Annotated in this window: 26 protein-coding genes; 11 read left to right on the top strand and 15 right to left on the bottom strand. The window is 58.4% G+C overall.

What is annotated here, in order from left to right; translation table 11 throughout:
• Positions 1–86 precede the first annotated feature (86 nt).
• Positions 87–752 (top strand): SOS response-associated peptidase, encoded by a 666-nt coding sequence (locus ASU33_RS00235; RefSeq protein WP_059066966.1) that lies wholly within the window; start codon positions 87–89, stop codon positions 750–752.
• Positions 753–757: 5 nt separating this feature from the next.
• On the opposite strand, the gene ASU33_RS00230 is transcribed toward ASU33_RS00235, so the two are convergent.
• The 6 genes from ASU33_RS00230 to queA form a co-directional block, all read right to left on the bottom strand.
• Positions 758–967: a hypothetical protein gene (locus ASU33_RS00230; RefSeq protein WP_059066964.1), complete on the bottom strand. Its 210-nt coding sequence runs from the start codon at positions 965–967 to the stop codon at positions 758–760.
• 184 nt (positions 968–1,151) lie between these two features.
• Entirely contained in the window at positions 1,152–1,361 is a 210-nt protein-coding gene (locus tag ASU33_RS00225) for a hypothetical protein (RefSeq protein WP_059066961.1), read from the bottom strand.
• Between the two features lie 167 nt (positions 1,362–1,528).
• Positions 1,529–1,873, bottom strand: a complete 345-nt coding sequence (locus ASU33_RS00220) for a hypothetical protein (protein ID WP_059066959.1) — start codon at positions 1,871–1,873, stop codon at positions 1,529–1,531.
• A gap of 259 nt (positions 1,874–2,132) precedes the next feature.
• On the bottom strand, positions 2,133–2,930 hold the full coding sequence (locus ASU33_RS00215; RefSeq protein ID WP_059066957.1) for an enoyl-CoA hydratase-related protein: 798 nt from the start codon (positions 2,928–2,930) through the stop codon (positions 2,133–2,135).
• Positions 2,931–2,993: 63 nt separating this feature from the next.
• Positions 2,994–3,674, bottom strand: a complete 681-nt coding sequence (locus ASU33_RS00210; RefSeq protein WP_059067026.1) for a 2-C-methyl-D-erythritol 4-phosphate cytidylyltransferase — start codon at positions 3,672–3,674, stop codon at positions 2,994–2,996.
• A gap of 180 nt (positions 3,675–3,854) precedes the next feature.
• Positions 3,855–4,907 carry a tRNA preQ1(34) S-adenosylmethionine ribosyltransferase-isomerase QueA gene (queA, locus tag ASU33_RS00205; protein ID WP_059066954.1) on the bottom strand — a complete coding sequence of 351 codons (1,053 nt, stop codon included), beginning with the start codon at positions 4,905–4,907 and terminating at the stop codon, positions 3,855–3,857.
• A gap of 219 nt (positions 4,908–5,126) precedes the next feature.
• Between queA and ASU33_RS00200 the strand changes: the two genes are divergently transcribed.
• From ASU33_RS00200 to ASU33_RS00190, 3 genes are all read left to right on the top strand, one after another.
• On the top strand, positions 5,127–6,389 hold the full coding sequence (locus ASU33_RS00200) for an ABC transporter permease (RefSeq protein ID WP_059066952.1): 1,263 nt from the start codon (positions 5,127–5,129) through the stop codon (positions 6,387–6,389).
• Positions 6,390–6,687: 298 nt separating this feature from the next.
• A complete protein-coding gene (locus ASU33_RS00195) occupies positions 6,688–7,551 on the top strand; it encodes an LOG family protein (RefSeq protein ID WP_078062741.1) in 864 nt (287 codons plus the stop codon).
• Positions 7,552–7,727: 176 nt separating this feature from the next.
• Positions 7,728–8,936, top strand: a complete 1,209-nt coding sequence (locus ASU33_RS00190; RefSeq protein ID WP_160328099.1) for a lycopene cyclase family protein — start codon at positions 7,728–7,730, stop codon at positions 8,934–8,936.
• Here the strand turns inward: ASU33_RS00190 and ASU33_RS00185 are convergent.
• From ASU33_RS00185 to ASU33_RS00175, 3 genes are all read right to left on the bottom strand, one after another.
• Positions 8,933–9,724: an ABC transporter ATP-binding protein gene (locus ASU33_RS00185; protein ID WP_078062739.1), complete on the bottom strand. Its 792-nt coding sequence runs from the start codon at positions 9,722–9,724 to the stop codon at positions 8,933–8,935. The genes ASU33_RS00190 and ASU33_RS00185 overlap by 4 nt on opposite strands.
• Positions 9,725–9,787: 63 nt before the next feature.
• A complete protein-coding gene (locus tag ASU33_RS00180; RefSeq protein ID WP_022821757.1) occupies positions 9,788–10,009 on the bottom strand; it encodes a DUF2795 domain-containing protein in 222 nt (73 codons plus the stop codon).
• A 135-nt stretch (positions 10,010–10,144) separates the two neighbouring features.
• Positions 10,145–11,449, bottom strand: a complete 1,305-nt coding sequence (locus ASU33_RS00175; protein ID WP_059066948.1) for a DUF349 domain-containing protein — start codon at positions 11,447–11,449, stop codon at positions 10,145–10,147.
• Positions 11,450–11,951: 502 nt separating this feature from the next.
• Here ASU33_RS00175 and ettA point away from each other — a divergent pair.
• Positions 11,952–13,619 carry an energy-dependent translational throttle protein EttA gene (gene ettA / locus ASU33_RS00170; RefSeq protein ID WP_059066946.1) on the top strand — a complete coding sequence of 556 codons (1,668 nt, stop codon included), beginning with the start codon at positions 11,952–11,954 and terminating at the stop codon, positions 13,617–13,619.
• A gap of 225 nt (positions 13,620–13,844) precedes the next feature.
• On the opposite strand, the gene ASU33_RS00165 is transcribed toward ettA, so the two are convergent.
• Positions 13,845–14,480 carry a helix-turn-helix transcriptional regulator gene (locus ASU33_RS00165; protein WP_059066944.1) on the bottom strand — a complete coding sequence of 212 codons (636 nt, stop codon included), beginning with the start codon at positions 14,478–14,480 and terminating at the stop codon, positions 13,845–13,847.
• A gap of 368 nt (positions 14,481–14,848) precedes the next feature.
• Between ASU33_RS00165 and ASU33_RS00160 the strand changes: the two genes are divergently transcribed.
• Positions 14,849–15,298 carry a hypothetical protein gene (locus ASU33_RS00160; protein ID WP_059066942.1) on the top strand — a complete coding sequence of 150 codons (450 nt, stop codon included), beginning with the start codon at positions 14,849–14,851 and terminating at the stop codon, positions 15,296–15,298.
• A 130-nt stretch (positions 15,299–15,428) separates the two neighbouring features.
• Here ASU33_RS00160 and ASU33_RS00155 read toward each other — a convergent pair whose 3' ends face one another.
• Positions 15,429–15,887 carry a carboxypeptidase-like regulatory domain-containing protein gene (locus ASU33_RS00155; RefSeq protein WP_059066940.1) on the bottom strand — a complete coding sequence of 153 codons (459 nt, stop codon included), beginning with the start codon at positions 15,885–15,887 and terminating at the stop codon, positions 15,429–15,431.
• 119 nt (positions 15,888–16,006) lie between these two features.
• Positions 16,007–16,414 (bottom strand): carboxypeptidase-like regulatory domain-containing protein, encoded by a 408-nt coding sequence (locus ASU33_RS00150; RefSeq protein WP_149866968.1) that lies wholly within the window; start codon positions 16,412–16,414, stop codon positions 16,007–16,009.
• 382 nt (positions 16,415–16,796) lie between these two features.
• On the opposite strand from ASU33_RS00150, the gene ASU33_RS00145 reads away from it, so the two are divergent.
• The gene (locus tag ASU33_RS00145) at positions 16,797–18,272 is read left to right on the top strand and encodes a M48 family metalloprotease (protein ID WP_059066936.1); all 1,476 of its coding nucleotides are present in this window, start codon (positions 16,797–16,799) and stop codon (positions 18,270–18,272) included.
• Between the two features lie 17 nt (positions 18,273–18,289).
• Here the strand turns inward: ASU33_RS00145 and ASU33_RS00140 are convergent, their stop codons facing one another.
• On the bottom strand, positions 18,290–19,495 hold the full coding sequence (locus tag ASU33_RS00140; RefSeq protein WP_059066934.1) for an acetate/propionate family kinase: 1,206 nt from the start codon (positions 19,493–19,495) through the stop codon (positions 18,290–18,292).
• A gap of 326 nt (positions 19,496–19,821) precedes the next feature.
• On the opposite strand from ASU33_RS00140, the gene ASU33_RS00135 reads away from it, so the two are divergent.
• Complete coding sequence (locus tag ASU33_RS00135; protein ID WP_059066932.1) at positions 19,822–20,244, top strand: hypothetical protein; 423 nt, start codon at positions 19,822–19,824, stop codon at positions 20,242–20,244.
• Positions 20,245–20,337: 93 nt separating this feature from the next.
• On the opposite strand, the gene ASU33_RS00130 is transcribed toward ASU33_RS00135, so the two are convergent.
• Together ASU33_RS00130 and pta are read right to left on the bottom strand one after the other, a co-directional pair.
• Positions 20,338–21,261 (bottom strand): DUF808 domain-containing protein, encoded by a 924-nt coding sequence (locus ASU33_RS00130; RefSeq protein ID WP_059066930.1) that lies wholly within the window; start codon positions 21,259–21,261, stop codon positions 20,338–20,340.
• A 177-nt stretch (positions 21,262–21,438) separates the two neighbouring features.
• Positions 21,439–23,535, bottom strand: a complete 2,097-nt coding sequence (pta, locus tag ASU33_RS00125) for a phosphate acetyltransferase (protein ID WP_059066928.1) — start codon at positions 23,533–23,535, stop codon at positions 21,439–21,441.
• Between the two features lie 223 nt (positions 23,536–23,758).
• Between pta and ASU33_RS00120 the strand changes: the two genes are divergently transcribed.
• The 3 genes from ASU33_RS00120 to treF all read left to right on the top strand — a co-directional run bounded on the left by ASU33_RS00120 (position 23,759) and on the right by treF (position 26,611).
• A complete protein-coding gene (locus tag ASU33_RS00120) occupies positions 23,759–24,181 on the top strand; it encodes a hypothetical protein (RefSeq protein WP_059066927.1) in 423 nt (140 codons plus the stop codon).
• Positions 24,182–24,280: 99 nt separating this feature from the next.
• Positions 24,281–24,910 (top strand): hypothetical protein, encoded by a 630-nt coding sequence (locus tag ASU33_RS00115; protein ID WP_059066925.1) that lies wholly within the window; start codon positions 24,281–24,283, stop codon positions 24,908–24,910.
• A gap of 129 nt (positions 24,911–25,039) precedes the next feature.
• The gene (treF, locus tag ASU33_RS00110; protein WP_059066923.1) at positions 25,040–26,611 is read left to right on the top strand and encodes an alpha,alpha-trehalase TreF; all 1,572 of its coding nucleotides are present in this window, start codon (positions 25,040–25,042) and stop codon (positions 26,609–26,611) included.
• Positions 26,612–26,686: the final 75 nt, after the last annotated feature.

Below are 26,686 nucleotides of genomic sequence, written 5' to 3'. Positions count from 1 at the left end.
ACGGCTAGCTCATCAATTATTAGTTGAAAAGTATCTTATGCCGTGTTATTCCGTTTTAGGACAAAGCCAATCTTCTGAATGCTCCTATGTGCGGCCGTTACACCTTTATTGCCCCCGCTCCAACGGTAGAGCAGCGCTTCGACGCCACTTTTACCGAACCCGCCCCAACCAGCTACAATGCCGCGCCTTCGCAGCGCATGCCCATTGTTACCAACCTTGCACCGCACGAAATTCAATTGGTGCAATGGGGCCTGATACCCGCTTGGGTGAAAGAGGTACGCCAAGCGGCCAAGCCCATCAATGCCCGTGCCGAAACCCTAGGTGAAAAGCCCTCATTTCGGCAGCTGCTGCAGCGCCGCCGCTGCCTGGTACTGGCCGATAGCTTTTACGAATGGCAGCAAACGGCCCGTGGCAAGGTGCCGCACCGCATTCTGCGCCTCGACGAGCAGCCCTTTGCCTTTGCTGGGTTGTGGGACGAATGGGCCGACCGCACCACGGGCGAGGTGGTGCCCACGTTCACTATTGTTACCACCGAGCCCAACGAGCTGGTGGCGCGGTTGCACAACCGCATGCCCGTGATTTTGCCCTCGCGCGAAGCCGAACTTGCTTGGCTGGATGAAGACGCAACAGCCGCCGAACACCAGGCGCTATTGCGCCCGTTGCCCGACGGCTTGCTGAAAGAGTATGCCGTGACGACACTGGTAAACTCGCCCGCTCACAACGACCCTTCGGTGCTGGAGCCCGCGGCCTAGGTTGCTTAGCGCATGCGCATACGATGCCGGCGGTGGCGCATGGCGGTGCGGTTCTTCTTGCGCTTTTTGCGTTTGAACTTGTCGCCTCCACCCAATTCATCGGCTTTCAACACGGCACTGGGCGTGGCCGCGGCGTCGGGAGTTTCGGAAACGGCGGCTTCGGCCGGCACAGAGGCCAGTACCGCCAGCAACAGTGCGTAGCAGGTTAGCTTCATACGGTGGTTTGGTTGTTAGTTGGTGTTGTATTTAGTTATTGTTGTGCTAATCAATGATTGTAAATAGATAAATACAAGTAATTATATAAAAAGAAATAAAAACCCCGGATCAGGCATCTTCTCCTGAACCGGGGCCGTAAGGGACTGATTGCGCTTACTGAAGCAGGCCAAAGGGGCGCGCAACCTAGCGCAAACCGCGCAGGCGGCGGTAGCGACGCATCGAGCGGTTTTTCTTGCGCTTTTTGCGCTTGAGCTTATAACCGCCGCCAAACTCGTTGGTATCGGCCGAAACGGAGGCAGTGGTTTCGGTTGCGGTAGCCGAAGCAGCATACGAGGCCTCAAAGGGAGCAGCGGCCAAAACGGCGAAGAGCAGGCTGAAGCAAAGGGTTTTCATAGCAGTGCAGTGTGGTACTTTATTGGTGGCGTATGGTTTGTTTATGATGCAAGATTACAGGCTAATGACGGCTAAGTGCAATCACATGATGATGTGAACACGCAAAAAGGCCCGCTTCGGAAAGGAATTTTCCAAAGCGGGCCTTCTGACTTAGAGGCTGTTACAGACTATTGCTGGCCTTGCTGCGGCTGTTTGTTTTTCGGCTGGGCGCCACCGCGGCCCTGTTGGCCGTTGTTGTCGTTGTCGTCGGTCAAGTCCTCAATCGCATCCTGAATCTGATCGGAATACTTAGTGAGCACGATTACCGTACCAACGGCCAGTACCGCAATGCCGAGTACCAGCTGCGTAGGCGTGAAGCGCTGGCTGGCTTTGCGCAGCAGTGCTCCGCCGTGGCGCAGCAGGTCTTCCATGTGGTCGTTGTTGCCTTGAATCACGTGGTAAGCACTTTCGAAAGTGCGGGCCAGGTCCTCGGGCATGATTTTGTCGAGGTTTTGCTGGAGCTGGTTTTCCATAGCGGGTAGAATAAGTAGGGTTTTGGCTTGGCTACGTGCCTGCATCTGAGGCAGGCCGCGGATGGCATGTACGCAAAAGCAGCTGCTAGGGCTACGTATGGGCCCGGAGTTTTTGAATTACATAATTGGGCAATGCTGCCTAAGGCTCACATGCTAGATTAAGTGGCCTTGCAAAGACCTCGGAGCAGCAGCCCGCTGGTACAAAAACAGCCTGCTCCGAGGTAGCGGAGCAGGCTGTGTAAAGGGCTGGTTAACTAGCTTATTTGCCCTGAAATACGGGCTTACGCTTCTCGCTGAACGCCTGCACGCCTTCTTGGTAATCGGCGCTTTCACCAGCAATTTGCTGACAATAGGCTTCGTAATCGAGCATTTCGTCGAGGGTAGCGGCCCCCGACTTGTTCAGCATTTGCTTGATCAGGCCAATGGCTTTGGTAGGCGCCGATGCGTAGCGGGAGGCTAGGGCATAAGCCGCCTCGTCGAGTTGCTCAGGAGCTACCACTTGGTTTACTAAACCTAGGCGCAAGGCCTCGTCGGCGGGTACTTTGGAGCCGAGGGTGCAAAGCTCAAAAGCCTTGAGCGACCCCACAACGCGCGGCAAAAAGTACGACGAACCCGAATCGGGCACGAGCCCGATGTTGATGAACACCTCAATCAGCGAAGCCTCCGACGACGCCACGATAGCGTCGCAGGCCAGGGCCAGGGAGCAGCCGGCGCCCGCGGCTACGCCGTTGAGGCGGCAGATGATGGGCTTCGGCAAGGCCCGCATGGCCCGGATAATAGGGTTGTAGCGCTGGTGCAGGGAATCATAAAAAGCCCGGTCGCTGGTAACCTCCGCTTGCTGCGAAGCTTTCAGATCCTGGCCCGAGCAGAACGCCCGGCCTGCACCCGTAAGCACCACAGCACGCACCTGCGCATCGCGGGCTACTTGCTTCAGGGCATCCTGCAGCTCGTAGCTCTGCGCGTCGTTGAAGGCGTTGAATACGTCGGGGCGGTTAAGGGTGATGGTAGCCACGCCATCGGGGCGTACTTCGTAAAGCAGGCAGGTGTAGTTCGACATCGGGAGTGGGAATGGTAGGGTGCGCAAGTTAGTAGCCAAGCCGCAGTGCCGGGCGTTGGTGGCCTAGGTGTGCCGCAGCAGGGCTTCGGCCAGCAGCAAGTCGTCGGGGGTGGTGATTTTGATGTTGCAGTAGTCGCCCTGCACGAGCTGAATGGGGTGCAGGTCTTCTACCACGCTGGCATCGTCGGTAAAGGTGGGCAGCTCGGGCATTTGGTAGGCGCGGCGCAGCAAACCCAACTCAAAGCACTGCGGCGTTTGCACCAAGCGAAGCCGCGAGCGGTCGAGTGCGTACGAGCCCGTTGCCGATAAGCCGCGCACCGAATCCTTGGGCGGTACGGCAGCAATGGCCGCGCCGTGCTGCTCGGCTGCGGCATACGTGTTTTCGATTACGCTAAGCGGCGTGAGCGGCCGCACGCCGTCGTGCACGGCTACTACGCCTTCGGTTTGCTCGCCTAGTTGCAGCAAGCCCTGCCGCACCGAGGCCCAGCGGGTAGCGCCGCCGGCTACTACCTCGTGCTGCAACTCCGGGGCGTACTGGGCGTGCAGCTCTTGCCAAACGTCGAACTGATCGGCAGGTAGCACCAACACGAGGCGCTGCACACCCAAGGCCGGAGCGGCAAAGCGGCGCAACGTGTGCAGCAGCACGGGCTCGTTCTGCAGTTTCAAAAACTGCTTGGGGCGGCCGGCGCCCATGCGGGTACCGGTGCCACCCGCTACGATAATGGCAAAGCGAGGAAGGGGCATAAGCAGGAATAAGGCTGCGTTGGGCCTTGGCTGGCCAAAAGTAGCCCGCAAGTGCGCTACCATCATACCCGCAACCCAATATGCCCCTAGGTAGCTGCGGCAACTGCTACCTAGGGGCAACAAAAAGCCCGACGCGCTTTCGCGGTCGGGCTTCGGGGTAATTGCTACCAGCGGTGCTGCTTACAGAATCAGCATGGCATCGCCGTAGGTGAAGAACTTGTACTTCTCCTTAATGGCTGTTTGGTACGCTTCGATCAGCAGGTCGTAGCCAGCAAAGGCGGCGGCCATCATCATGAGCGTGCTCTCGGGCATATGGAAGTTCGTGAGCAGCGTGTTGGCGATTTTGAAGTCGTAAGGCGGGAAGATAAACTTGTCCGTCCAGCCTTCGGTCGGCTTCAGGCGGGCGTTGGCCGATACCGAAGACTCCATGGCGCGCATGGTGGTGGTACCCACGGCGCACACGCGCTTTTTGTGGTCGAGGGCGCGGTTTACCATCGAGGCCGAATCGGTGGGCACGATGAAGTTTTCCGAGTCCATCTTGTGCTTGGTGAGGTCCTCCACGTCGACGGGGCGGAACGTGCCCAGGCCTACGTGCAGGGTTACCGGCACCATTTCCACGCCTTTAATCTCGAGGCGCTTAATAACCTCGCGGGTGAAGTGCAGGCCAGCCGACGGAGCCGCTACGGCGCCGGTGTGCTTGGCGTAAATGGTTTGGTAACGCTCTTTGTCTGATGCTTCGGGGTCGCGCGGGATAAACTCCTTAGGCAGCGGGGTTTCGCCTAGGTCGTGCAGGGCCTTGTAGAACTCCTCCTCCGGGCCATCGAACAAGAACTTGATCGTGCGGCCACGCGAAGTGGTATTGTCGATAACTTCGGCCACCATGATGCCGTCGTCGTCGAAGTACAGCTTGTTGCCAACCCGGATTTTACGAGCCGGATCAACCAGCACGTCCCACAGGTGCAGCTCCTTGTTCAGCTCGCGCAACAGGAATACCTCAATCTTGGCGCCGGTTTTTTCCTTGTTACCGTAAAGGCGGGCCGGAAACACTTTCGTGTCGTTCACCACCATTACGTCACCATCGTCGAAGTACTCGATGATATCTTTAAATGTACGGTGCTCGATGCGGCCACTATCGCGGTGCACCACCATCAGCCGCGATTCGTCGCGGTTTTTGGCAGGGTGCTGAGCGACCAGGTTATCGGGCAATTCAAACTTGAACTCGGAGAGCTTCATGGCCGGCGTTTAGAACAGGCAAGAAAACGGGGAGAATACGCAAAATTTTCGGATTGCAAAAGTACGCAACGGGCTTGGATATATCGTTACTTTCCCTTAGAAATCTGAAAAGCCTTCACTACGTGAAAGCGCACCGGAAAGATGACGCCCGGCAATACTTTGGCTGAGCTTCGGTGTTGTACCTTTCCCCAGTAATTGCTGACACCCAAGTTCGCCGCTATGAAATCGTTGCGCCTGTTATTCGAGAGTTTACGCTTTGCCTGGCAGGCGCTTCGCTCCAATTTGCTGCGCACGGTGCTGTCGTTGCTGGGCGTTACGGTGGGCATTTTCGCCATCATCTCGGTGTTCACGGTGGTCGATTCGCTCGAGGCCAACATCCGCCAGAGCATGAACTTCGTGGGCGACAAGGTCATCTATGTGCAGAAGTGGCCCTGGGCCTTTGGCGGCGATTACCCCTGGTGGAAGTATTTTAACCGGCCCAACCCCTCGGTGCGGGAGTTTCGGGAGCTGCAGCGCCGGCTTACGGCCGAGAACAACCGCGGCGTAGCCGTGTTTGCGGCGCGCGGCGGCAACACGCTCAAGGCCGGTACCAACAGCGTGGAGGGCATTGCTCTGCAAGGCGTTACGTACGACTACCGCCAGGTATCGAGCGTGCCGATACAGGAGGGCCGCTACTTTACGCCACAGGAGATGGACGCTGCTCGCAACGTGGCCGTGGTAGGCTACGACATTGCCCACAACCTGTACCCCAACGGCTCGGCCCTAGGTCGCGAGTTTCGTACTCAAGGGCAGAAGTTTACCATCGTGGGCGTGATGGAAAAGGAAGGCAAGAAACTGCTCGATACCCCCAGCAACGACACCAACTGCCTGCTGCCCCTAGGTGCCTTCACCAAAATGTTTGCCCTGAGCACCGGTAGTCTAGGGGGCGCGCAAGCCACCATCGGCATCAAAGGCACCGACACCGACCCCGGCCTGCTGAATTTGGAAGCGGAGGTACGCGGGGCCATGCGCAACATTCGGGGCCTGAAACCCCGCGAGGAAGACGATTTTGCCCTGAACCGCCCCGAAATGCTGGCCGATGCCATTACCAAGCTGTTTGGAGTAATTGGCGTAGCCGGCGCAGTGATTGGCTCGTTTGCTATTCTGGTGGGCGGCTTTGGCATTGCCAACATCATGTTCGTGTCGGTAAAAGAGCGGACCAACATCATCGGTATTCAGAAGTCGCTTGGCGCCAACAACTTCTTTATCCTGTCGCAGTTCCTGTTCGAGGCGGTGTTTTTGTGCCTGGTAGGCGGTGCGGCGGGCTTGTTCTTGGTGTGGCTGGTTACCTTGGTGCCTCAGGATGCCCTGAAAGTATCGATGTCGGCGAATCGCATTATGTTAGGCCTGAGCCTTTCGGTGCTGATCGGGGTAATTTCGGGGATTGTGCCGGCGGTAATAGCCTCCATGATGGACCCCGTTATTGCCATTCGCTCGAAATAATACGAGGTGAGCGGCCCGGATACTGCTGTCTTCTGCTCCGCGGTAACTCTGCCCTAGGTGGTTGCGTTAGTTGCCAGCTTGGCTGCGGCTCAGTGCTTAACAATTTAACCATATGGCTAGCGCCAAGTTAACAAATTGTTAACTTGGCCGCCGATACTTTTGGTCGCTGTGTCCGTAGGGGCAGAGCGGCTTTCTTTTTGCCCTTTCTTTTCCCACCTTTCACTACCCGGTCTGCCGTGCCCGAAACCGTGCGGTTGAGCAAGCCCGTTGGCAGACCCCTTACTTCATCAGCGTGGCTATGACCAAACTGAAAAAAACGAGCAAAACCAAACTCCAGGAAGAAGCTCACAACGCCGGCAGCGGCCGCATCATCACGCAGCCCGACGTTAACGACAACAAGGTTACCTCGATCAGCGACATCCGGGAGCAAACCCACGGCGAGCGTACCGTGCAGCTCGACGATGAGCAGAAGATCCGCAAGGCGTTTGTTGATAAGGACTGGAACGAGATTAAGATTGCCGACTCGTGGCAGATCTTTAAGGTGATGGCCGAGTTCGTGGAGGGCTTCGAGAAGCTCGCCAAAATCGGTCCGTGCGTATCCATCTTTGGTTCGGCTCGCACCAAACCCGACAACCCCTACTACCAAATGGCCGAGGACATTGCGGCCAAGCTGGTACGCCACGGCTACGGCGTAATCACAGGTGGTGGCCCCGGCATCATGGAAGCCGGCAACAAAGGCGCCCGCGCCGAGGGCGGTAAGTCGGTAGGCCTCAACATCGAACTTCCTTTCGAACAGACGCACAACATCTACATCGACCCCGATAAGGTTATCAACTTCGATTATTTCTTCGTGCGCAAGGTGATGTTTGTGAAGTACTCGCAGGGCTTCATTGGCATGCCCGGCGGCTTCGGCACCCTCGACGAACTCTTCGAAGCCATTACCCTGATTCAGACGCGTAAAATCGGCCGCTTCCCCATCGTGCTGGTGGGCTCGGCTTACTGGAACGGCCTGTTCAAGTGGATCGAGGAAGTGATGCTGCACGAGGAGCACAACATCTCGCCCGAGGACATGAGCTTGGTGCAGATCGTAGACGACCCCTCGGATGCCGTGCGCATCATTGACGAGTTCTACAGCAAGTACCTGCTCTCGCCGAACTTCTAAGCCTCGGCGGCGCTGCTACGGCACTATTTGGGCGGCTCTGGTATGCACCAGGGCCGCTTTTGTTTGTGACGGCAGTGGCCTTTAGGTGCCAAGGTTGCGTATGAGCCAGGGCGCACCTAGGCAATTGGTGCGTAGCTTGGCTTAAACAAACAAGGCTGCTGCGTTCTTTTGTGCCTGTGACGACAACTCGGTCTGATTTCGACTATCTACTCGCTGGTGGCGGCGCGGCCGGGCTGAGCTTGGCTTACCACATCAGCCAGGAGACCCGCCTGCGCCACAAGCGCGTGCTGCTGCTCGAGCCGGAGCAGAAAAGCCACAACGACCGTACTTGGTCGTTCTGGACGGACCAGCCCACGCCCTACGATGCCGTGCTGGCGGCCGAGTGGCGGCAGCTGGCGTTTCGGAGCCCACGGATTGATGTGGTGTTGCCCTTGCGGCGGTACCGCTACTGCACCCTGCGCGGCCTCGATTTTTACCGTTTTGTGCAGCAAGCCCTAGGTGCCCGGCCAGAGCAGTTTACCCTAGTGCAAGCCAGCGTTGAGCAGCTTGAGAATACCCCCGATGGCGTAGTAGCCCACACTACGGCCGGTAGCTTTAGCGCCCGGTTTGGCTTTGATAGCCGACCGCCCAAGCCCGAGCGCCGCGCCGATAAGCGCTACCTCTGGCAGCACTTTGTGGGCTGGGAGGTAGAAACCGATTACGATGCCTTTGATGCCAGCACCCCGGTGTTCATGGATTTTCGGGTGCCGCAACACCACGAGTGCCGCTTTGTGTATGTGCTGCCGTTTTCGCCACGGCGGGCCTTGATTGAGTACACGCTGTTTTCGGGCACGCTGCTGCCGCAAGCCGAGTACGAGCAGGCCCTGCGCGAGTACTTGGCCCAACACCTGGGCGGCAAGCCCTACCGCATTGCCGAAACCGAGGCCGGCGCCATCCCGATGACCGACCACTACTTCGAGCCAAGCGCCGGCGCCAACATTGTGCACCTAGGCACCCGGGGTGGCCGCGTAAAAGCCAGTACCGGCTATGCCTTCCTACGCATGCAACAGCACGCTGCGCGGCTCACGACAGCCCTGGCCAATACTGGCACATTGCCTGCCGACCTTACCGGCGACGAGTGGCAGTTTCGCCTGTTCGACACCTTGTTGCTCGATATCATGCAGCGAGAGGGTGAGCGAACCAGCGAAATTTTCAGCGAGCTGTTCGCTAACAACCCCGTGGAGCGCATCCTCGATTTTCTGGACGAGCGCACCAATTGGGTCGAGAATTTTCAGGTGATGAACTCTGTAACGCCCTGGCCATTTATGCACTCGATTGCCAACGTGCTACGGGGCAAACCGGGCATGCGCGAGGTGCCGGCTGCCCGGCAGTTGGTGCAGGCCTAGGGCCGGGCGTACACCGTAGGTAAGCTAGCTTCGTTTTCCAACCACTCGCGTGCGGCGGTTACGGTGGCCTCGCTCAGGGGCTGCAGCTGCGGTTCCGGCGCCGAAAGGTTAAGCAGGTAACCGGGTAGGTTAGGCAGTTGATCGAGGTCGTGGGTGATGCAGAGGATGGTTTTGTGACGCTCCTGCACCCACTGCTGCAGCAGGCTAAACACGCGCCGGCGGTAGTACACATCGAGCTGCTGCGTGGGCTCGTCGAGCAGCCACAGGCGGGCATCTTGCAGCAACAGTTGCGCCAGCCATACCAATTGCTGCTCGCCGCCCGAAAGCAGGGTAAAATTCTGGTGCGCTAGGTGCGCAGCGCCTACCTGTTGCAAAGCCTCGTCGGCCAGGGCGTAATCCTGCGTGGTGTAGCCGGCGAGCATGCCGCGGCGCTGCCGGAAGCGGCCCATCACCACCAACTCGCGCACCTCAATCGGGAAGCTGATGGCGTTGCGTTGCGGCAAATGGGCCAGTATGCCCTCGGCCGCCGGCCGCCGAATGTGCTGCAAGTCGCGGCCGTGCAGCTGTACGTGGCCGGTGTAGGGCAGTTGCCCCGTAAGCACCCGAAACAAGGTGGTTTTGCCGGCGCCGTTGTGGCCCACAATCGCAACAAACGCGCCTTCGGGTACCGACAAAAAAAGGTTGCGGAGCAGAACGCGATGTTCGTACCCCGCAACCAAATTTACTGCGCTCAGCGCAATGGGAGCGTTGTCGGTTGTCAGTTGTGAGTTGTCAGTCAGCAGACTCATTAAATAGGCGGCTTCAGGGCAGCAAAGACCCGGACAACTGACAACTAAAAACCGATAACTGGCTTAATACTCGTCTTCGTTGAACATGAAGTCTTCTTTGGTCGGGTAGTCCGGCCAAACTTCTTCGATGCTCTCGTAAGGCTGGCCGTCATCTTCGAGGGCCTGCAGGTTTTCCACTACCTCCATCGGAGCGCCCGAACGAATCGAGTAGTCGATGAGCTCGTCCTTGGTGGCGGGCCAGGGAGCATCTTCCAGATACGAGGCGAGTTCCAGGGTCCAGTACATAGTAAGGTTGTGCGTAAAATGAGTTGGGTAAAGTCGCGGTATGCCGCTAACAAAAATCCGGCCGCCGAAATATAGTGCGCCAAGGCGTCAGTTCAACAGGCGTTTGGACAACGTAAAACGCAAAGAAATGTTAGATTATTCGGCGTATCGCTGACGGAGCAGGTCGATCAGCTCGTTTTTCGTGCGGATTTTCCGCTCAAACGCCCTGATTTTGCTTTGCAGCATCGTACGGAAAGCATCGTTGCCCGGCGAGTCGTTCAGCTTGCCTAGGTTTTCCTGCAGCACGTCCTGCTCCTGGCGGTCGTACTTGATGAACTCGCGCAAAGCCGTAACACGCTGCGTAAGCTGTTCCTGCGAGCTGGGCTTGGGCCCCTCTTGCGGCTGGCGCTTGCGGATGTAGTGCTCGAGCGAGCTGAGTTCAAACACTTTGTCGCAGGCAGCCAAAAACTGCTCCCACACTTGGTCCGACTCGGGGCCGCGCACGGGGCCTACCTTTTTCCAGGCGGCCTGCAGCTCCTTGGCGCGGGTTACGGCTTCGTGCATGGGGCGCTCGAGCAAGGCTTCGGCCTCGGCTACCAAGGCGCGCTTGCGGCCCAGGTTGTCGTCCATGTACTGATCCTTGGCTTCCGAGCGCTTCGAGCTGATGTGCTCTTTCAAGCGGTCGAAAAAGCGGTTGTGCGCGGCGCGGAAGCGCGTCCAGAGGTCGTTGGCGGTTTTGCGGGGCAGCGAGCCACCTACCTCTTTCCACTCTTGCTGCAGTTGCTTCAGCTGGGCGGTGGTGCCTTCCCAGTCATCGGAATTCTGCAGCGCTTCCGATTTATGAATGAGCGACTTGTACTTCTCGAACGCGCGGTTCGTCATGGCCTTTTTATCAGCCTGGAAGGCCTTTTTGCGCACGTAGAAGTCTTCGATGGAAGCCTGAAAGCGCGTTTCCATCTCGTCGGTCAGCTCCTTGCTTACGGGGCCCGTTTTGATCCACGCCTGGCGCAGTTCCTTCAGCTTTTCGCCGCTGGCCTGCCAGTCGATGGTGTCGCGCAGCGACTCGGCCTCCTCAATAAGCTTCACCTTGGTGGCGAGGTTCTTTTCGCGGTTGCGGGCCACCAGCGTGCGGATGTGCTCCTCGGCGTCGGTGAGGCGGCGGTGTAGCTCGGTAAAGTCGCCTAGGCCATCGTACGAGGCAATCTGCTCCTTAAGGTGCAGCGCCTTCATCAGGAATGAACCCTTGTTTTCTGATTCTTCGATGCGGCTGAGCAGGTCATCGACCTTGCCGCGGAAGCTCTCGAAACGCTGCGCGAAGTACAGCAGGGCCGCGTCTTCGGTGTCTTTTACCTGGCCTACCTGCCGGGCGGGCAGGTCCATGAACGGGCGAAGCCATACTTGGTCGCCTTCGATATAGCCAAATTGGCGAGCCTGATTGAGCAGCTGCTCTTGCTGTTCCATAAGGATAAACGTCCTAAACAGGAGCGGAGTGGTGGGTGGCGGGAAGCGATAAACGCACAAGTTTACGGGATTCGTAGCTACTTGGCGGTACGGTAAAAGACGAGGTTCGTTGGGCTAAAGAAAGTGAATAGCGCCGCCAAGCTTCGTGCTTGATGCGAAGACAGCGTACGCAGCCGGAAGTTGCACCTAAGTTTGCTTACAATGCAAGCCTTACGCGGTGTGTTTCTGTGCCGGGCGCGGCTTAGCTTTGCAGTACGCCCGCACTTGCCCGCGTTTTGCGCCCGCCTAGGTGGGTGCCTGCGCTTGGCTTAGCCAGTGCCGGGGTAGGTTGTGGCTGGGCACCTGGGCCTTGGCAAAGCACACCAGCGGCGCAGCTTGGCCCGCGGTGCGCCACCTGGGGCTGCTCCGGCTGCAACCCAACCGGCGCACCTAGGGCTGTCTTACCCGCCCGGGCAAGGCCGTTGTTTTACCTCACCCGATATCTACACATTCAGCTTACTGCATGAGCGACCAGCCCACCATTATTTTCTCGATGGCTGGCGTGAACAAGGTGTTCCCGCCCCAGAAACAAGTTCTCAAGAACATTTACCTATCGTTTTTCTACGGCGCTAAAATCGGCGTACTCGGCCTCAACGGCTCGGGTAAGTCGTCGCTGCTGAAAATCATTGCCGGTGTTGATAAGCAATACCAAGGCGAAGTGGTGTGGTCGCCGGGTTATTCGGTGGGCTACCTCGAGCAGGAGCCGCAGCTCGACGCTACCAAAACCGTGCGCGAGGTAATCGAAGAAGGCGTAGCCGAAACGGTTGCGCTGCTCAAGGAATTTGAGGAAATCAACGAAGCTTTCGGCGGCGAAGACCCCGATTTCGACAAGCTGCTGGACCGCCAGGGCAAGGTGCAGGAGCGCCTCGACCAGCTCGACGCCTGGAACCTCGACAACAAGCTGGAGCGTGCCATGGATGCCCTGCGTACCCCGCCCGAAGATGCCATCATTGGTAACCTATCGGGTGGAGAGAAGCGCCGCGTAGCCTTGTGCCGCCTGCTGCTGCAAGAGCCCGACGTGCTGCTGCTCGACGAACCCACCAACCACCTCGACGCCGAATCAGTGTTGTGGCTGGAGCAGCACCTGCAGCAGTACAAAGGCACCGTAATTGCCGTAACCCACGACCGTTACTTCCTCGACAACGTGGCCGGCTGGATTCTGGAACTCGACCGCGGCGAAGGTATTCCGTGGAAGGGCAACTACTCCTCGTGGTTGGAGCAGAAGGCTTCGCGCCTGGCCCAGGAGGAGAAAACCGAGAGCAAGCGCCAGAAAACCTTGCAGCGCGAGCTGGAGTGGGTGCGCATGGCACCGAAGGCCCGCCAGGCCAAGAGCAAGGCCCGCCTTGCCAGCTACGACAAAATGGCCTCCGAAGACGCCCGCGAGAAGGAGCAGAAGCTAGAGCTGTTCATCCCCGACGGCCCGCGCCTAGGTGCGCAGGTTATCGAGGCGCAGGGCATCAGCAAAGCTTTCGGCGATAAGCTGCTGTTCGAGAACCTGTCGTTCTCGCTGCCGCAAGGTGGCATTGTGGGCATCATCGGGCCGAACGGCGCCGGCAAAACCACGCTGTTCCGCCTCATCACCGACCAGGTAAAACCCGACGCCGGTACGTTTGAGGTAGGCCCCACCGTGAAAGTAGCCTACGTTGATCAGCAGCACGAAAGCCTCGACGCCAACAAATCGGTGTTCGAAACGATTTCGGGGGGCACCGAAACCATGCTGCTGGCCGGCCGCCAGGTGAACTCGCGTGCTTACGTGAGCAACTTCAACTTCCGCGGCGGCGACCAGGAGAAAAAAGTAGGCAACCTCTCGGGTGGTGAGCGTAACCGCGTGCACTTGGCTACCACGCTCAAGCAGGGCGCCAACCTCATCCTGCTCGACGAACCAACCAACGACCTTGACGTGAACGCCATCCGGGCCCTTGAAGATGCGCTGGAAAACTTCGCCGGGTGCGCCGTTATCATCAGCCACGACCGTTGGTTCCTCGACCGTCTGGCCACGCACATCCTGGCCTTTGAAGGCAACTCGGAGGTGGTGTGGTTTGAGGGCAACTTCTCGGACTACGAAGAAGCCAAGAAGAAGCGCCTAGGTGATGTAGAGCCCAAGCGAGTGCGCTACCGCAGCCTAAACTAAAAAACACGAGAGCCGCCGAAGTTGACTTCGGCGGCTCTCGTGTTTTTAACATAAAGCACGGTCTAGGCTTTCAATACGAATACATCCTGATTGTTAGCTATTATTCTTATTATAAGTCATTTAGCCTACTTGTGGTTAGCGTAAGTTGAGAGTCTGATGGTCTTTTATCAACAACAGAAAGATTGAACAGGGATGGAGTGTGAACAACCGTGCTTCTACTGAACTTTACGCAACCACCCATCCCTCTCGCACAGCCTGCACTACCAGCCCCACCAACGTCTTAGCACCGGTTTTTTGCAGCAACGCGCGGCGGTGGCTTTCCACGGTTCGCACGCTGAGGCACAACCGCTCGGCTATTTCCTGATTGCAACAGTCAGCTACCACAAGGTGCAGCACTTCCAATTCGCGGCTACTGAATGGGGTAGGAGGCGCGTGATGGCGGGTAGGCGTGGTTTCATTGGAAGGTGTGGCGCAACCAGAGCCGCCAAGCACCCACGGCGCAACAGCCACTACCACATCGTGCGGCGTAGTGTAGCGCGGCAGGAGTAAGTGGGGCCCGCTTTGCAGCAGTTCAACCCGCATGGTGGGGCTGAGGCGTTGGGCGGTAAGCACCAATACCGGTTGTTGGCTACGGATGGCATGGAGTTGCGCCAATACACGCGGAAGCGGCTGCGCGGTAAGGGCATAATCAAGCACCAGCAGCGCGTAGGACTGCTGGCGAAGAAGTGCCGGAAGTTGCAGCGCGTCGGCCGTGATGTTGAGTGCTAGATGCGGCCAGGTTTCGCGTAGGGTGGCAAGCAGGCCCTGCCGGTGTAGGCTGGGCGGCGCAGCCACCAGAACTGCATTGCTGGATAGTGGCATAGGTGTAGCATTAAGGATAGGTTCATGGGCACAAGCAGTTGAGGTGTAACAATAGGTGTAGATAGGGAGGCTGTTCTGGAGAAGAGCAGCTGGCGCGGTATGCTTTAAATTACAAAATATTTGTATTTAATCAATTGAAAATTGGCTTATAAGCGCGGCCGTACAAACATTAGTGCAAAGCGGGGTACGTGAAGAGTGTTGGCTGATTGGCCGCGCTGAAGCAAAGCCACAGTACGCCGAAGTAAATCAGGTGCAATTGGCAGATGGCATGGCTGGTAGTGGGCATCGTCCGCGGCCGAACCTAGGGCAGCGGATGCGCGTAGCCTCCATTTAAGGCTTACCTACAAGCCGCTTTGTCGTTTTCAGCTATGCGTACCCTGCCTTCTCCGGAATTTTTGCAGCTCGTTTACCGGCCCGAGTTGGGTGTGCTGGTTGGCCGCTGGCTGCAGCCGCTTACCACGGAGGAGCTACAAGCCGGCTACCACCTAATGTTGGAGGCCGCTGCCGAGCTACAGTGCCGCTTTTGGCTGGTTGATGGCCGCCGCCGCACCCACGCCCACAGCAGCGACTCGCGCTGGATGATGGAGACGTTCTTTCCGCAACTGGCGACCCGGCTCGGAGGGCAAACGTACCTAGGGTACCTGTTTACGCCCGCGCACCTCAACGACCTGGAGACGGATACCAACCTGCCTTCTTTAAACTACTTCGATAACCGGCCCTACCAGGTGCGCCGGTTTATCGAGGAGCAAGTAGCCATGCAATGGCTGGCACATTGCCGGGCTTTGCAATTGGCAACTGCGCCGGTATTGCAGGGCTAAGTCCTAACCCTAAGCACACACGAACGGCGGCTACCGCTGGTCGGGCTTGCGTTGGCAAACAAAAAGCGGCGTGCCTACCGCTGCCCGGTAAGCACGCCGCAATGGCAATAGGCGGTATTAGGCGAATGCGTTACTGGCGAAAGGCTTGGCCGGCGCGCACGATTTGGCCGGCGCGCTTGCCGCTGCGTTTTACTTTGGTGCCTTCGGCTAGCTCCAGGCTTACCACTGGAGCTTCGCAGGTGTGCAACTCGTAGTAGCGGCTGATGTAGCCAGCGGCCTCAATGCGCAGCTGTTGGCCGCGGTACACTGGTTCGGCTATGTGGTAGCGGCCCTCGCCGTTGGTTATGTAGGGGCGTTTGCTGCCGGCCAGCATTACGGTAGCACCAATCAGCGGCTGGCCGTTGGCATTAAGTACTTGCCCTTGCACCCTACCGCATTCAATGCTGTTGGGCGCAGTGCCAGCAGCAGATTCGGACGCTACAGCGGCCATTGCCGAGGCTTGCGGACCGGCAGTGCCGTGTTGAGCATTGGCAGCAAACGGGGCAATCGATAAAGCAGCAAAGCAAGCAAAGGGTAGCAGGTGGCGCATTGGCTGAGCAGGGTATAGAGGCTTACAGATGTGCTTAGAACGTGAACCCGCCGTAATGGTTGAGCTCATGTATATCCACCTGCAGCGCACCAGCACCACGTTATGCTCTCGGGAGCGGCTTAGTGCACCTTGCCGGTTTTGCTGGTTTTCTTGATGCGGCCATCCGACCTGAGCCGGGTACCGGGCAGCAGCTCCAACGATACATCCAGGGCATTGCAGTTGATGAGCGGCAGCTCCACGCTGCTGTAGCCAGCGGCGCTTACCTGCAGCATGGCCCCGCGCTGAATAGCCGATCGGGAAGCCAGGATGAAACGCCCCTCGGAGTTGGTGCTGGAGGCGTTGGTAGTGCCCGCCAGCATTACAGTAGCGCCGGTAAGCGGCTCGTCGAAGAGGTTGGTAACGCGGCCGAGCAGGGTGTCGCAGGGGAGCGTTGGTGGGGTAGCCGGCTGGGACGCGGTTTGGGCTTGCCCCACCGCAGGAGCAAGCAACAGGCCCAAGCAGAGCAGAAGTGTAGCGCGTTGATCCATGGCAATGTCGTCGGGGGTAAGAGTTGGGAAAAGACGAGCCGTGCGGGAGGGGCGGCTCGGACGTGCGCTGGATGCAAGTAGGTGGCCAAACGGGCTGCGAACCCGCGTTGGGTAAGGAGGGGTGGGCGCGTTAGATACGATTCACGCGCCGCAGTAGCCTAAGAGTTAAAGCAATAGTAAGGTTTCTTGGCTTAATGTCGAGCTTTCGGGGCAGCAGGCTACCCAAAGCACGTAGTAAGTTAGCGCAAACAAGGCGGCGTAACCTATCGGCAGCGGTAGCGTTGCTAGGGCAAAACCGAACCCGCTGTGCTGCTCCCTCCTAGGTACTTGCCCACAAGGCCGGCTCGGGCAGCCCCGCTCCCATTGCAACCCACCTAGCCTCATGAAAACTCCTTTTGTTGCCGGCTACAGCGCCGCGCTGCTCTTGTTGCTGAATAGCTGTTCAACCAACCCCGTCAGCGGCAAGCGCGAGGTAAGCCTGGTGTCGGAAGGGCAGGAGGTGGCCCTGGGCAAGCAGGCCGATCCGCAAATTGTGGCGCAGTACGGGCTGTACGAAAACGCCGAGCTGCAGCGCTTTGTGCAGGAGCGGGGCAAGCAAATGGCAGCCGTGTCGCACCGGCCCAACCTGCCGTACGAGTTCAAGGTGGTTGATTCGCCGGTGCTCAATGCCTTTGCCATACCCGGCGGCTACGTGTACCTCACGCGCGGCATTTTGGCCCATTTCAACAACGAGGCGCAGTTTGCCGGCGTACTCGGCCACGAAATAGGCCACGTAACGGCGCGCCATTCGGCCCAGCAGCAAACCAAAGCCACGCTGGCACAGGTAGGCTTGCTAGGTGCCATGATTGCCTCGCCGCGCTTTGGGCAATACGCCGAGCAGGCGCAGCAGGGGTTGGGGTTGTTGTTTCTGAAGTTTGGCCGCGACGACGAGCGCGAGGCCGACCAACTGGGCGTGGAGTACTCCACCAAAATTGGTTACGATGCCCACCACATGGCCGACTTCTTCCAGACGCTGCAGCGCGAACAGGAGAAAAGCGGAGGCGAGGCACTGCCCGATTTCTTGTCGACGCACCCTAACCCCGGCGACCGTTTCGTGACGGTAAACCAGCTGGCTACCGAATGGCAGCAGAAAGCCGGCCTCACCAATGCCAAGGTAAACCGCGACTCGTACCTGCGGATGATCGACGGCATCGTGTACGGCGAAGATCCTAAGCAGGGCTTTGTTGAAAACAGCGTGTTCTACCACCCCGAGCTGCGGTTTCAGTTTCCAGTACCCACTGGTTGGCAGCACCAGAATACCCCACAGCAGGTGCAAATGGCGCCCAAGGATGGCAAAGCCCTGCTGATATTTACGCTGGTGGCGGGCCAAACCCTCGAGGCCGCCGCGCAACAGTTGGTGCAGCAGTACCAGCTGCAGGTGGCCGAGTCGAAGAATACCACGGTAAACGGCCTGCCCGCGCTGGCCATAGTGGCCGACCAAATAGCCCAGCAGCAACAAGGACAAGCCGCTCCGCAACAGCAGGCGCAGGTATCGGCCCGCACGCTGCTCTACCTCATTCGCTACACCGACAAAAACTACCTGATGCTGGGCGCCAGCAGCCCGCAGGATTTTACTACCTACTTCCCGCTGTTCAGCAGCACTGCCCAGGGCTTCCGGCAGCTCTCCGACCCCGACAAAATAAACCGCCAACCCGAGCGCGTACGCGTGAAAACCCTGAAGTTGCGCAGCACCCTGCAGCAGGCTTTACGCACTTTGCAAGTACCTGAAAAGCGTCACGAAGAAATGGCCATCCTCAACGGCATGCCGCTCAACGAGCAGCTCAACGCCGGTTCGCTGATAAAGGTGGTGGAACGGTAAACTAACGACTGGCTGGGCTACCCTAGGTGCAGCAGCTCGTAGCACTGCTGGGCTATTTCCAGCTCCTCGTTGGTGGGCACCACCAGCACTTTCACCGGCGCATCGGCCTCGTTTATTTCGCGCACTGCGCCGGTGCGCAGTTGGTTCTGCTGCTCATCAATCCGCACACCCAGGAACTCCAGCCCCTGGCACGCCAGGCGGCGTGTAAGCGGGTCGTTTTCGCCTACGCCGGCCGTGAATACCAGCGCATCGAGCCCACCCAGTACGGCAGCGTAGGCGCCAATGTATTTCTTGATGCGGTAGGCGTAGAGCTCGTAGGCAAGGCGGGCGCGTTCGTCGCCTTCGTCGAGGGCGCGGCCGATGTCGCGCATGTCGCTCATGCCCGTGAGGCCCAGCATGCCGCTTTGCTTGTTGAGCAGGTTGTTTACCTCGGCGGGCGAGTAGCCTAGGTGCTCGATGAGGTGGAAGATGATGGAGGGGTCAAGGTCGCCGGAGCGCGTGCCCATTATCAGGCCGGCCAGCGGGCCAAAGCCCATGGTGGTATCGAGCGAGCGGCCTCCGCGCACCGCGGCCATGCTACAGCCGTTGCCTAGGTGAATGGTAATCAGTCGGGCGTCGGGGTTGCCTAGGTGGGCAGCGGCTTGCGCGGCCACGTACTTGTGGCTGGTGCCATGAAAGCCGTACACCCGAATACCGTGCTCGTGGTACAGCGCGTGCGGCAAAGCGTAGCGGTAAGCCTGCTCGGGCAAGGTTTGATGGAAGGCTGTATCGAATACAGCTACTTGCTGCGCCTGCGGAAAGATTTGCTCGGCCACCTCAATGCCTAGGTGGTTGGCGGGGTTGTGCAGCGGCGCCAGCGAAAACAGGCGTTTGATTTCGGCTTTTACCTCCTCAGTAATCACGGTAGTGGCAGCAAACGCCTCGCCGCCGTGCACCACGCGGTGCCCCACGGCTTCTATCTCGCTCGGTTCGCGGATTACACCTAGGGCATCATCGGTCAGCAGCTGCAGCACGGCCTGTAGGCCGGCGCGGTGGTCGGGCAGGCTTGCGGGGCTTTGCCGGATGACCTGTTCTTCGCCGCCGGTATATACCTTATGCGTAATGCGCGGCGCGGCCAAGCCAATGCGCTCCACCAAACCGCTGCACAAGGGCTGCTCGGCAGGCAGCCGGAAGAGCTGATACTTAATAGACGAGCTACCGGAATTGACGACGAAGATGTTCATATTAGGAGGTCTACGCCATTGTAAGTCTCTGTGCTCAAAGAAGGAATTACAGCAGCTGGGCAGTTGTGATCAAGAAGATTGTACGGAAATTATAGTGGCAAAGTACGAGCCGCTTATTATCGACTGTGCAGTAGCAACGAGCAATTACAAGAATGGGGTTCTGAATTACTTACATTTAGTACTGTTTGTAACCTCTCTCATCGATTGAGTTGATTAGTAATTAATAGTATAATTTATGATATTAAACATGATTTTATAAGTGGGTGAAATGAATGGGGTCTCTGTTATATAGTATATTTGAACAGTCTTTCAATGTGTAAAGGATAATGAAAATCCATCATAAAATGAAATTGTTTAAAATTTTCTTGCTTTCATTAATTGTAATTTCCTGCTCCGATAAAGTGGAGCCAATGGATGACTGGGAAAGCGAAGTTGCCGATTCTATCAAGGCTGATAGGGTGGATCTTTATCATCTTAGCACTACCACAACAACGGATGGACAATCTTCCGGAGAAGAAAGTTACTTGGAGTTGGCTATTTATAACTCAAAAACTTTGAATAGTATAAAGGATGATAATAGGCTGTATTCGCAAAAATGTGACAGTATCGTAAATAATATTCTAGGTTCATCGGTTGTAGATATTTATCCTGAATTCAGAGAGATTCGAATGAAGATTGTTGAAAACAATGGGTTTTCTATATTTGGTTATTACAATACTACTACCATTACATTCAAGGTTGATAAATAATATTTCATAATAAATATTTATTGCGCTGATTATAGGCGATAATAAATGTGCTTGTTCACTCAAAAGTAATTAGATTAGCCGTTATGCTGAATTTTAGCTTTTGGCTGGCAATGCCTTCTTCACTAGCCCCACGATTTTCTCGATGAAAAAGCCTAGGATAAGCCCACCAATACCGCAGGCAATTGCCTTGGCAAACCACGCCACTACGGGCACATCGGCCAAGGCGTGTTCTAAATCGTGCAGCAAATGAGCCGTAAACGGAATGCCGTGGGCGATAATCTCGGCGCCTACCCACAGCATGGCCGCCGTGCCCACGTAGCTCAGAATACGCAAGAAGTGCGGCATGAATTTTACCAAGCCCCGGCCGAAGTTCTGGGTAGCGGGGCCGTATTTGTCCTTAGCCAAATGCACGCCGAAATCGTCGGCTTTTACGATTAAGCCTACAAAGCCATACACGCCAATGGTGATGAAAACGGCTACGGCCAGCGTTACTGCAATCTGGTTTACAACCGGCTGATCGGTTACTTGGCTGTAGGCAATGGCCATGATTTCTGCCGATAGAATAATATCGGTTCGAACAGCACCGGTAACCCGCTCTTTCTCCAGCTCTTCCGGGGTAATGGCTTTTACTGCCTCGTCCTCGGGCTGCACATCGTGGTGCTTGCTGAACATCGAATGCACCTTCTCGTAGCCTTCGAAGCACAAAAAGGCGCCGCCCATCATCAGAATTGGCGTAATGGCCCATGGAGCAAAGTAACCTAGCAGCAAAGCTGCCGGGGTAAGGATAAGCAGCTTGTTAATCAGTGACTTTTTAGCAATCTGGTAGATAATGGAAAGCTCGCGCGATGGATCGAGACCAACTACGTATTTGGGCGTAACGGCCGTGTCGTCGATTACGATTCCGGATACCTTGCTGGTGGTTTTGGCTACCTGCGTAGGCACGTCGTCCAAACTGGCGGCGCTTGCTTTTACCAAGGCCGATACGTCATCTAGCAGCGCAAAAAATCCTGAAGGCATATTGAAGGTTGGGTGTTCTATTCCTGAATCGGAAAGCGTTGTGCTTTCCTCTCGTTTTTACCAAGCGGCAAGTTATGGCGGTTTCCCGAACGGCATGGCACCAGCCCTAGGTCTTGGCCGCTTGTACGGCTGGCTGACCCGGCCAATCGAAGCGTTGTTTGCCCAACGTATGGCTTGCTATGCCGATTGGCTCTGGATGGCCGTGATGACTACCGTGTTGAATACGTCGTCGACGGTGCAGCCGCGGCTTAGGTCGTTTACGGGCTTGTTGAGGCCTTGCAGCACCGGGCCGATGGCCAGCGCGCCGGTTTCGCGCTGCACGGCTTTGTAGGTGTTGTTGCCGGTGTTCAGGTCGGGGAAGATGAGCACGCTGGCTTGGCCGGCTACCTCCGAGCCGGGCAGCTTTTGGTTGCCCACGATGGGGTCGACGGCGGCATCGTACTGAATGGGGCCTTCCACCTTCAAGTCGGGCCGCAGTTGGCGCACCAGTTCGGTGGCGCGGCGCACTTTATCTACCTCGGCGCCCTCGCCGGAGGTGCCCGAGGAGTAGGAAAGCATGGCAATGCGCGGCTCGATGCCGAAACGCATGCCGCTCTCGGCCGACGAAATAGCTATTTCGGCCAGCTGCTCGGCGGTGGGGTTGGGGTTCACGGCGCAGTCGCCGAACACCACCACGCGGTCGGGCAGGCACATGAAGAACACCGACGACACCAGCGAAATGCCCGGCTTGGTTTTGATGAACTGCAACGCCGGCCGAATGGTGTGCTGCGTGGTGTGCACCGCCCCTGATACCATGCCGTCGGCGTGCCCTTTGAACACCATCATCGAGCCGAAGTACGACACGTCGCGCATCAGGTCGCGGGCCATGTCGAGGTTTACGCCTTTGCTCTGGCGCAGCTCATAAAAAGTCTGCACGTAGTCGTCGTAGTACTCCGAGTGCACGGGGTCAATCACGCGCAGGTGGCCACCTAGGGGCATGCTCAGGCCGAGGCGTTTGGCTGAGGCGGCTACCTCGGTGGGGTTGCCCAAAATGGTGAGGTCCACGATATCCTGCTGCAGCAGGTGGGCGGCGGCGCGCAGAATACGGTCGTCGTTGCCCTCGGGCAGCACAATGTGGCGGCGCTGGCGCTTGGCCCACTGCAGCAGCCGGTACTGAAACATGTGCGGCGTAATGCCTTCGGGCTTAAAGGCCACCATGCGCTCGTCGAGGGCGCGCACATCCACGTAGCGCTCGAAGGTGCGAATAGCCAGTTGAATCTTCTTGGGGTTGTTGGGCGAGAGGCGCGACTTAATAGCCCCGAGCCGCGCGCTGGTTTCGAAGGTGCCCGTTTGCACGGCAATAATGGGCATTACGCCCTGCAAGCCGCGCAGCAGCCGCAAAATGGGCTCTTCGGGCTCCCAACCGGCCGTAAGCACCACGCCCGCCACCTTGGGGTAGTTGGCCGACATGTTGGCCTGCATGGCGCAGATAACGATGTCGCCCCGGTCGCCGGGGGTTACAATTACTACGTTGTCCTTGAGGTAGTTCAGGAAGTTGGGCACCTGCATGGCCCCGGTCACGAAGTTGTCGACCTGGTTGCCGAGCAGCTCCTGCCCGAACAGCAGCTGGCCCCCTAGGTTCTCGTGAATCTCCTGCATGGTGGGGTTCAGCAGGGCTTTGTCTTCGGGTATTACCGACAGTATGACCTCATGCGGCAGCTGGGCGCGCAAGAGTTGCTGCACATCGAGGGCTTGCTCGGGGCGCACTTTGTTGGCCACAATGGCCAGCACCTGTACTTCGCGCGCCTCAAAGCCGCGCAGTGCCGTGAGGGTACCGCTCACCATTTGGGCGGTGGTTTTGCCTTCGCCGGAGGTTACGAGCACCACCGGCACGCCCAGGTTCTTGGCAATGGTCACGTTGAGGTCGAACTCGAAGGCGGTGCCCTGGCCCACAAAGTCGGTACCTTCTACTACCGTAAAGTCGTACTGGTCTTCGAGCTGCTTGTACCGGCGAATGATGGTATCAATCATCTCGCCTTGCCGCTCGGTTTCGATCAGCCGCAACACCTCGGCGCCGGTGTAGGCGTAGGCATCGTCGTAGGCTACGGGCAGCTGAAAGTAGCGCAGCACCGTGTCGATGTGCGGGTCGAGGCGGTTATCGGGCCCGGTGTTGATAACGGGCTTGAAGTAGCCTACCTTCTGCGCTTTGCTGAGCAGCATATTTACCAGCCCTAGGGCAACTAGCGACTTGCCGCTGTACGGCTCGGCCGAGGCAATGAAGATGGTCTTCGTCATGCAGAATCAGGTAGTTGATGCGGACACTGGGCAACTGGGCGGCTGCGCTGCCTGGGCGGCGCAACCGTAGAGGGTGCTTACGCACAGGAGCGCTGCAGGTATAACCGCCGCGGCGGCAAGCTAGCCGGTTGCGGCCCACGGTAGCGCGAAATGCCTATCTTTCTGCAAGTAGGTAGCCGCGCCTCGGCGTCATCACCCCACCACCAAGCCCTACCCATACTGCATGGAACTGCAGCTAATTGCCCAAACCGAGCTCATTACAATCAGCTACGACACCACCAACGAGTGGCTGTACGTTGATTGGCGCGGCGAACACGATCAGGAAACTTCGCAGGCCGGATGCATGCTGATGCTCGAGGCTATGCGGCAGCGGCCATGCAGCAAAATCCTGAACGACAACTCCAACATTACGCGCACCACCGTGCAGCTTACGCTATGGGGCGCGTGGTGGCTCGAGGAGATGATGCGCGCCGGGCTGGAATATGTGGCCTGGGTACTGCCCCGCGAATTTGAGGCCAGGCGCGCCACCGAAAGCACCCTGATGGTGATTCAGAAACCGGTAGTAAGCACCTTCGACGACGTGGCCTCGGCTTACATGTGGCTGCGGCGGCTGAATCCGCAGGTGCCCAGCCACCCAATGATGTGATGCGCGGTAGCACCTAGGGCCTCTACCTTGCGGCCGCGCCCACAGCCCTAGGTGGCTGCCAAGGGGCGTTCCGTTAAGGTCCCCTCTCAACTACGCGCTATGCACTACCTCCGCCTACCGTTATTTGCCGGCCTGCTGCTGCTGGCCGCTTGCTCGGGCAAGCAAAACGAAGCCGCCGCTACCACCGACCCCAACGCCAACCCCGCTAGTACGCCCGGCGCTACGTCGGCGGCACCTACGCCTGCTGCCGCGGCCAACGAGCCCGGTACCGCACCGGCCGCAACGGCGCCCGTCAACGCCGAGGCGTACGGCTTTACCCTCAGCGGCGGGCCCTTCAACAACCAACGCGTAACGGTGGCGCACCCCACCGATGCGGCCACCCGCCCCGGCGCCGCCATCGGCTTTTGGTCGGCACAGAGCGAAATGGGTACCGTGCTCGACGCCAGCCACGAAAAGCCCAACGGCGTGATCCTGCGCCTTCCTTCGGCCAATGCCGACAAGCCGGGCACGTACCCCATTGCTTCGGGCGCCATCATGAACAACGGCGAGGGCAGTATCGGCGACGTGTCCATCACGGGTGGTTCCGTCACCATCAGCCAGTACGGCGGCCGCTTGGTGGGTACGTTCGAGGCCCAGGGCACCTACATGGATATGGCCAACGGCATGAAGCAGGTGCCCGTTACCATCAGCAACGGCACCTTCGACCTAGGCCGCGGCAGCAACCGCTAAGAGCGGCCTGGCGCTTCGGCCCGGCCCCGGTTGCACTTGCAGCCGGGGCCGGGGCTTTTCCTGGGGTCCTAGGTCGGCCGTGGAGTGGGGGGCTTACGTACTTCGGGCAAGATGCCACCCTTCGCCGCTATGAAATACCTGCTCGTTGTTTGTTGCTGGCTGCTGAGCCTAGGTGCCGGGGCGCAGTCGTCGCCGCGACAGCTGTACCCAGGGTTGTTTGAGCCCGTGCAAACGGGCCGCGTGTTCGAGGACAGCAAAACCTTTGTGGATGCGCGCCCCAAAGCGCAACCCGCCGCCATTGTGCGAACCTACGAGCAGCAGAAAAACCAACCGGGCTTTAACCTGCGGCAGTTTGTGTTGGCGCATTTCGAACTGCCCGCGCAGGTAGCAGGCACTTACCGCGCCAACGTGAGCGGCGGTATCCGGCGCCACCTCGACACGCTTTGGACGGTGCTGCAGCGCCAACCGCAGGATTCGGTAGGTCCGTATGCCTCGCTGATCCAACTGCCCAAGCCGTACATCGTGCCGGGCGGACGCTTTCGCGAGATATACTACTGGGATTCGTACTTCACCATGTTGGGCCTGCGCGAAAGCGGCCGCACACCGCTGATGCGCAGCATGGTTGACAACTTTGCCTCGCTGATTGGCCGCTACGGCTTTGTGCCCAACGGCAACCGCACCTACTACCTTACCCGCTCGCAGCCGCCGTTTTTTGCCCTGATGGTGCAGCTGCTGGCCCAAGCCCAAGGTGATACGGTGCTGCGCCGCTACCACCCCCAGCTGTTGCAAGAGTACGCCTACTGGATGGCTGGCGCCGATTCGCTGGCCCCAAACCAAGCCACGCGCCGCGTTGTGCGCCTGCCCGGCGGCGAGGTACTCAACCGCTACTACGACAGCGGCGACTACCCCCGAGAAGAATCATACGCCGAGGATGTTGCTACCGCTGCCCAAAGCGCACAGCCCAAGCCGGTGTTTTACCGCCACATGCGCGCCGCCGCGGCCTCGGGCTGGGATTTTAGCACGCGCTGGTTTGGCCCGGCCGGTGGCCTAGGCTCTATCCGCACTACCGAGCTAGTGCCTGTCGATCTGAACTGCCTGCTTTACACGCTGGAGCAAACCATTGCCCGCAGCTACCGCATACAAGGCCAGGCCGCGCAAGCCAAAGCATTCGACGGAAAAGCGGCGCAACGCAAGCAAGCCCTGCTCCGCTACTGCTGGAATGCACAAGCCAATTGGTTTACCGATTACGACTTTGCGGCGCAGCAGCCGGCCGCCATTCGTACCCTGGCGGGCGTGTTCCCGTTGTTCGTGCAGATAGCCACACCTAGGCAGGCCCGCGCCGTAGCCGCCGGTCTGCAGCGCGACTTTCTGAAGGATGGCGGCCTGCTCACTACGCTCAACAGCAGCGGCGAACAATGGGATGCGCCCAACGGCTGGGCCCCGCTGCAGTACGTGGCTATCGAAGGGCTCGGGCACTACCGGCAGCGCGAGCTGGCCCGCACCATTGCCACACGCTGGGTAGCCCTAAACGTGAACGTATTCAGGCAAACGGGCAAGCTGCTCGAGAAGTACAACGTCGTAAACACGCACCTCGAAGCCGGGGGCGGCGAGTACCCCACGCAAGATGGTTTCGGTTGGACCAACGGCGTGCTACTAACGCTGATGAATCAGTACAAGCTGGAAGAGCAGATGGGCAAATAAGCTAGAAGCTAAAACTACAAGCTAATTCCCCTCCTCGTCTGAGGAGGGGCTAGGGGTGGTTGACGTTTGAACAGC

The sequence above is a fragment of the Solirubrum puertoriconensis genome (assembly GCF_001483135.1).
Taxonomy (GTDB): domain Bacteria; phylum Bacteroidota; class Bacteroidia; order Cytophagales; family Hymenobacteraceae; genus Solirubrum; species Solirubrum puertoriconensis.
Note: the sequence above shows the minus strand (reverse complement) of the source record. Positions and strands in the feature narration are given on the sequence as shown.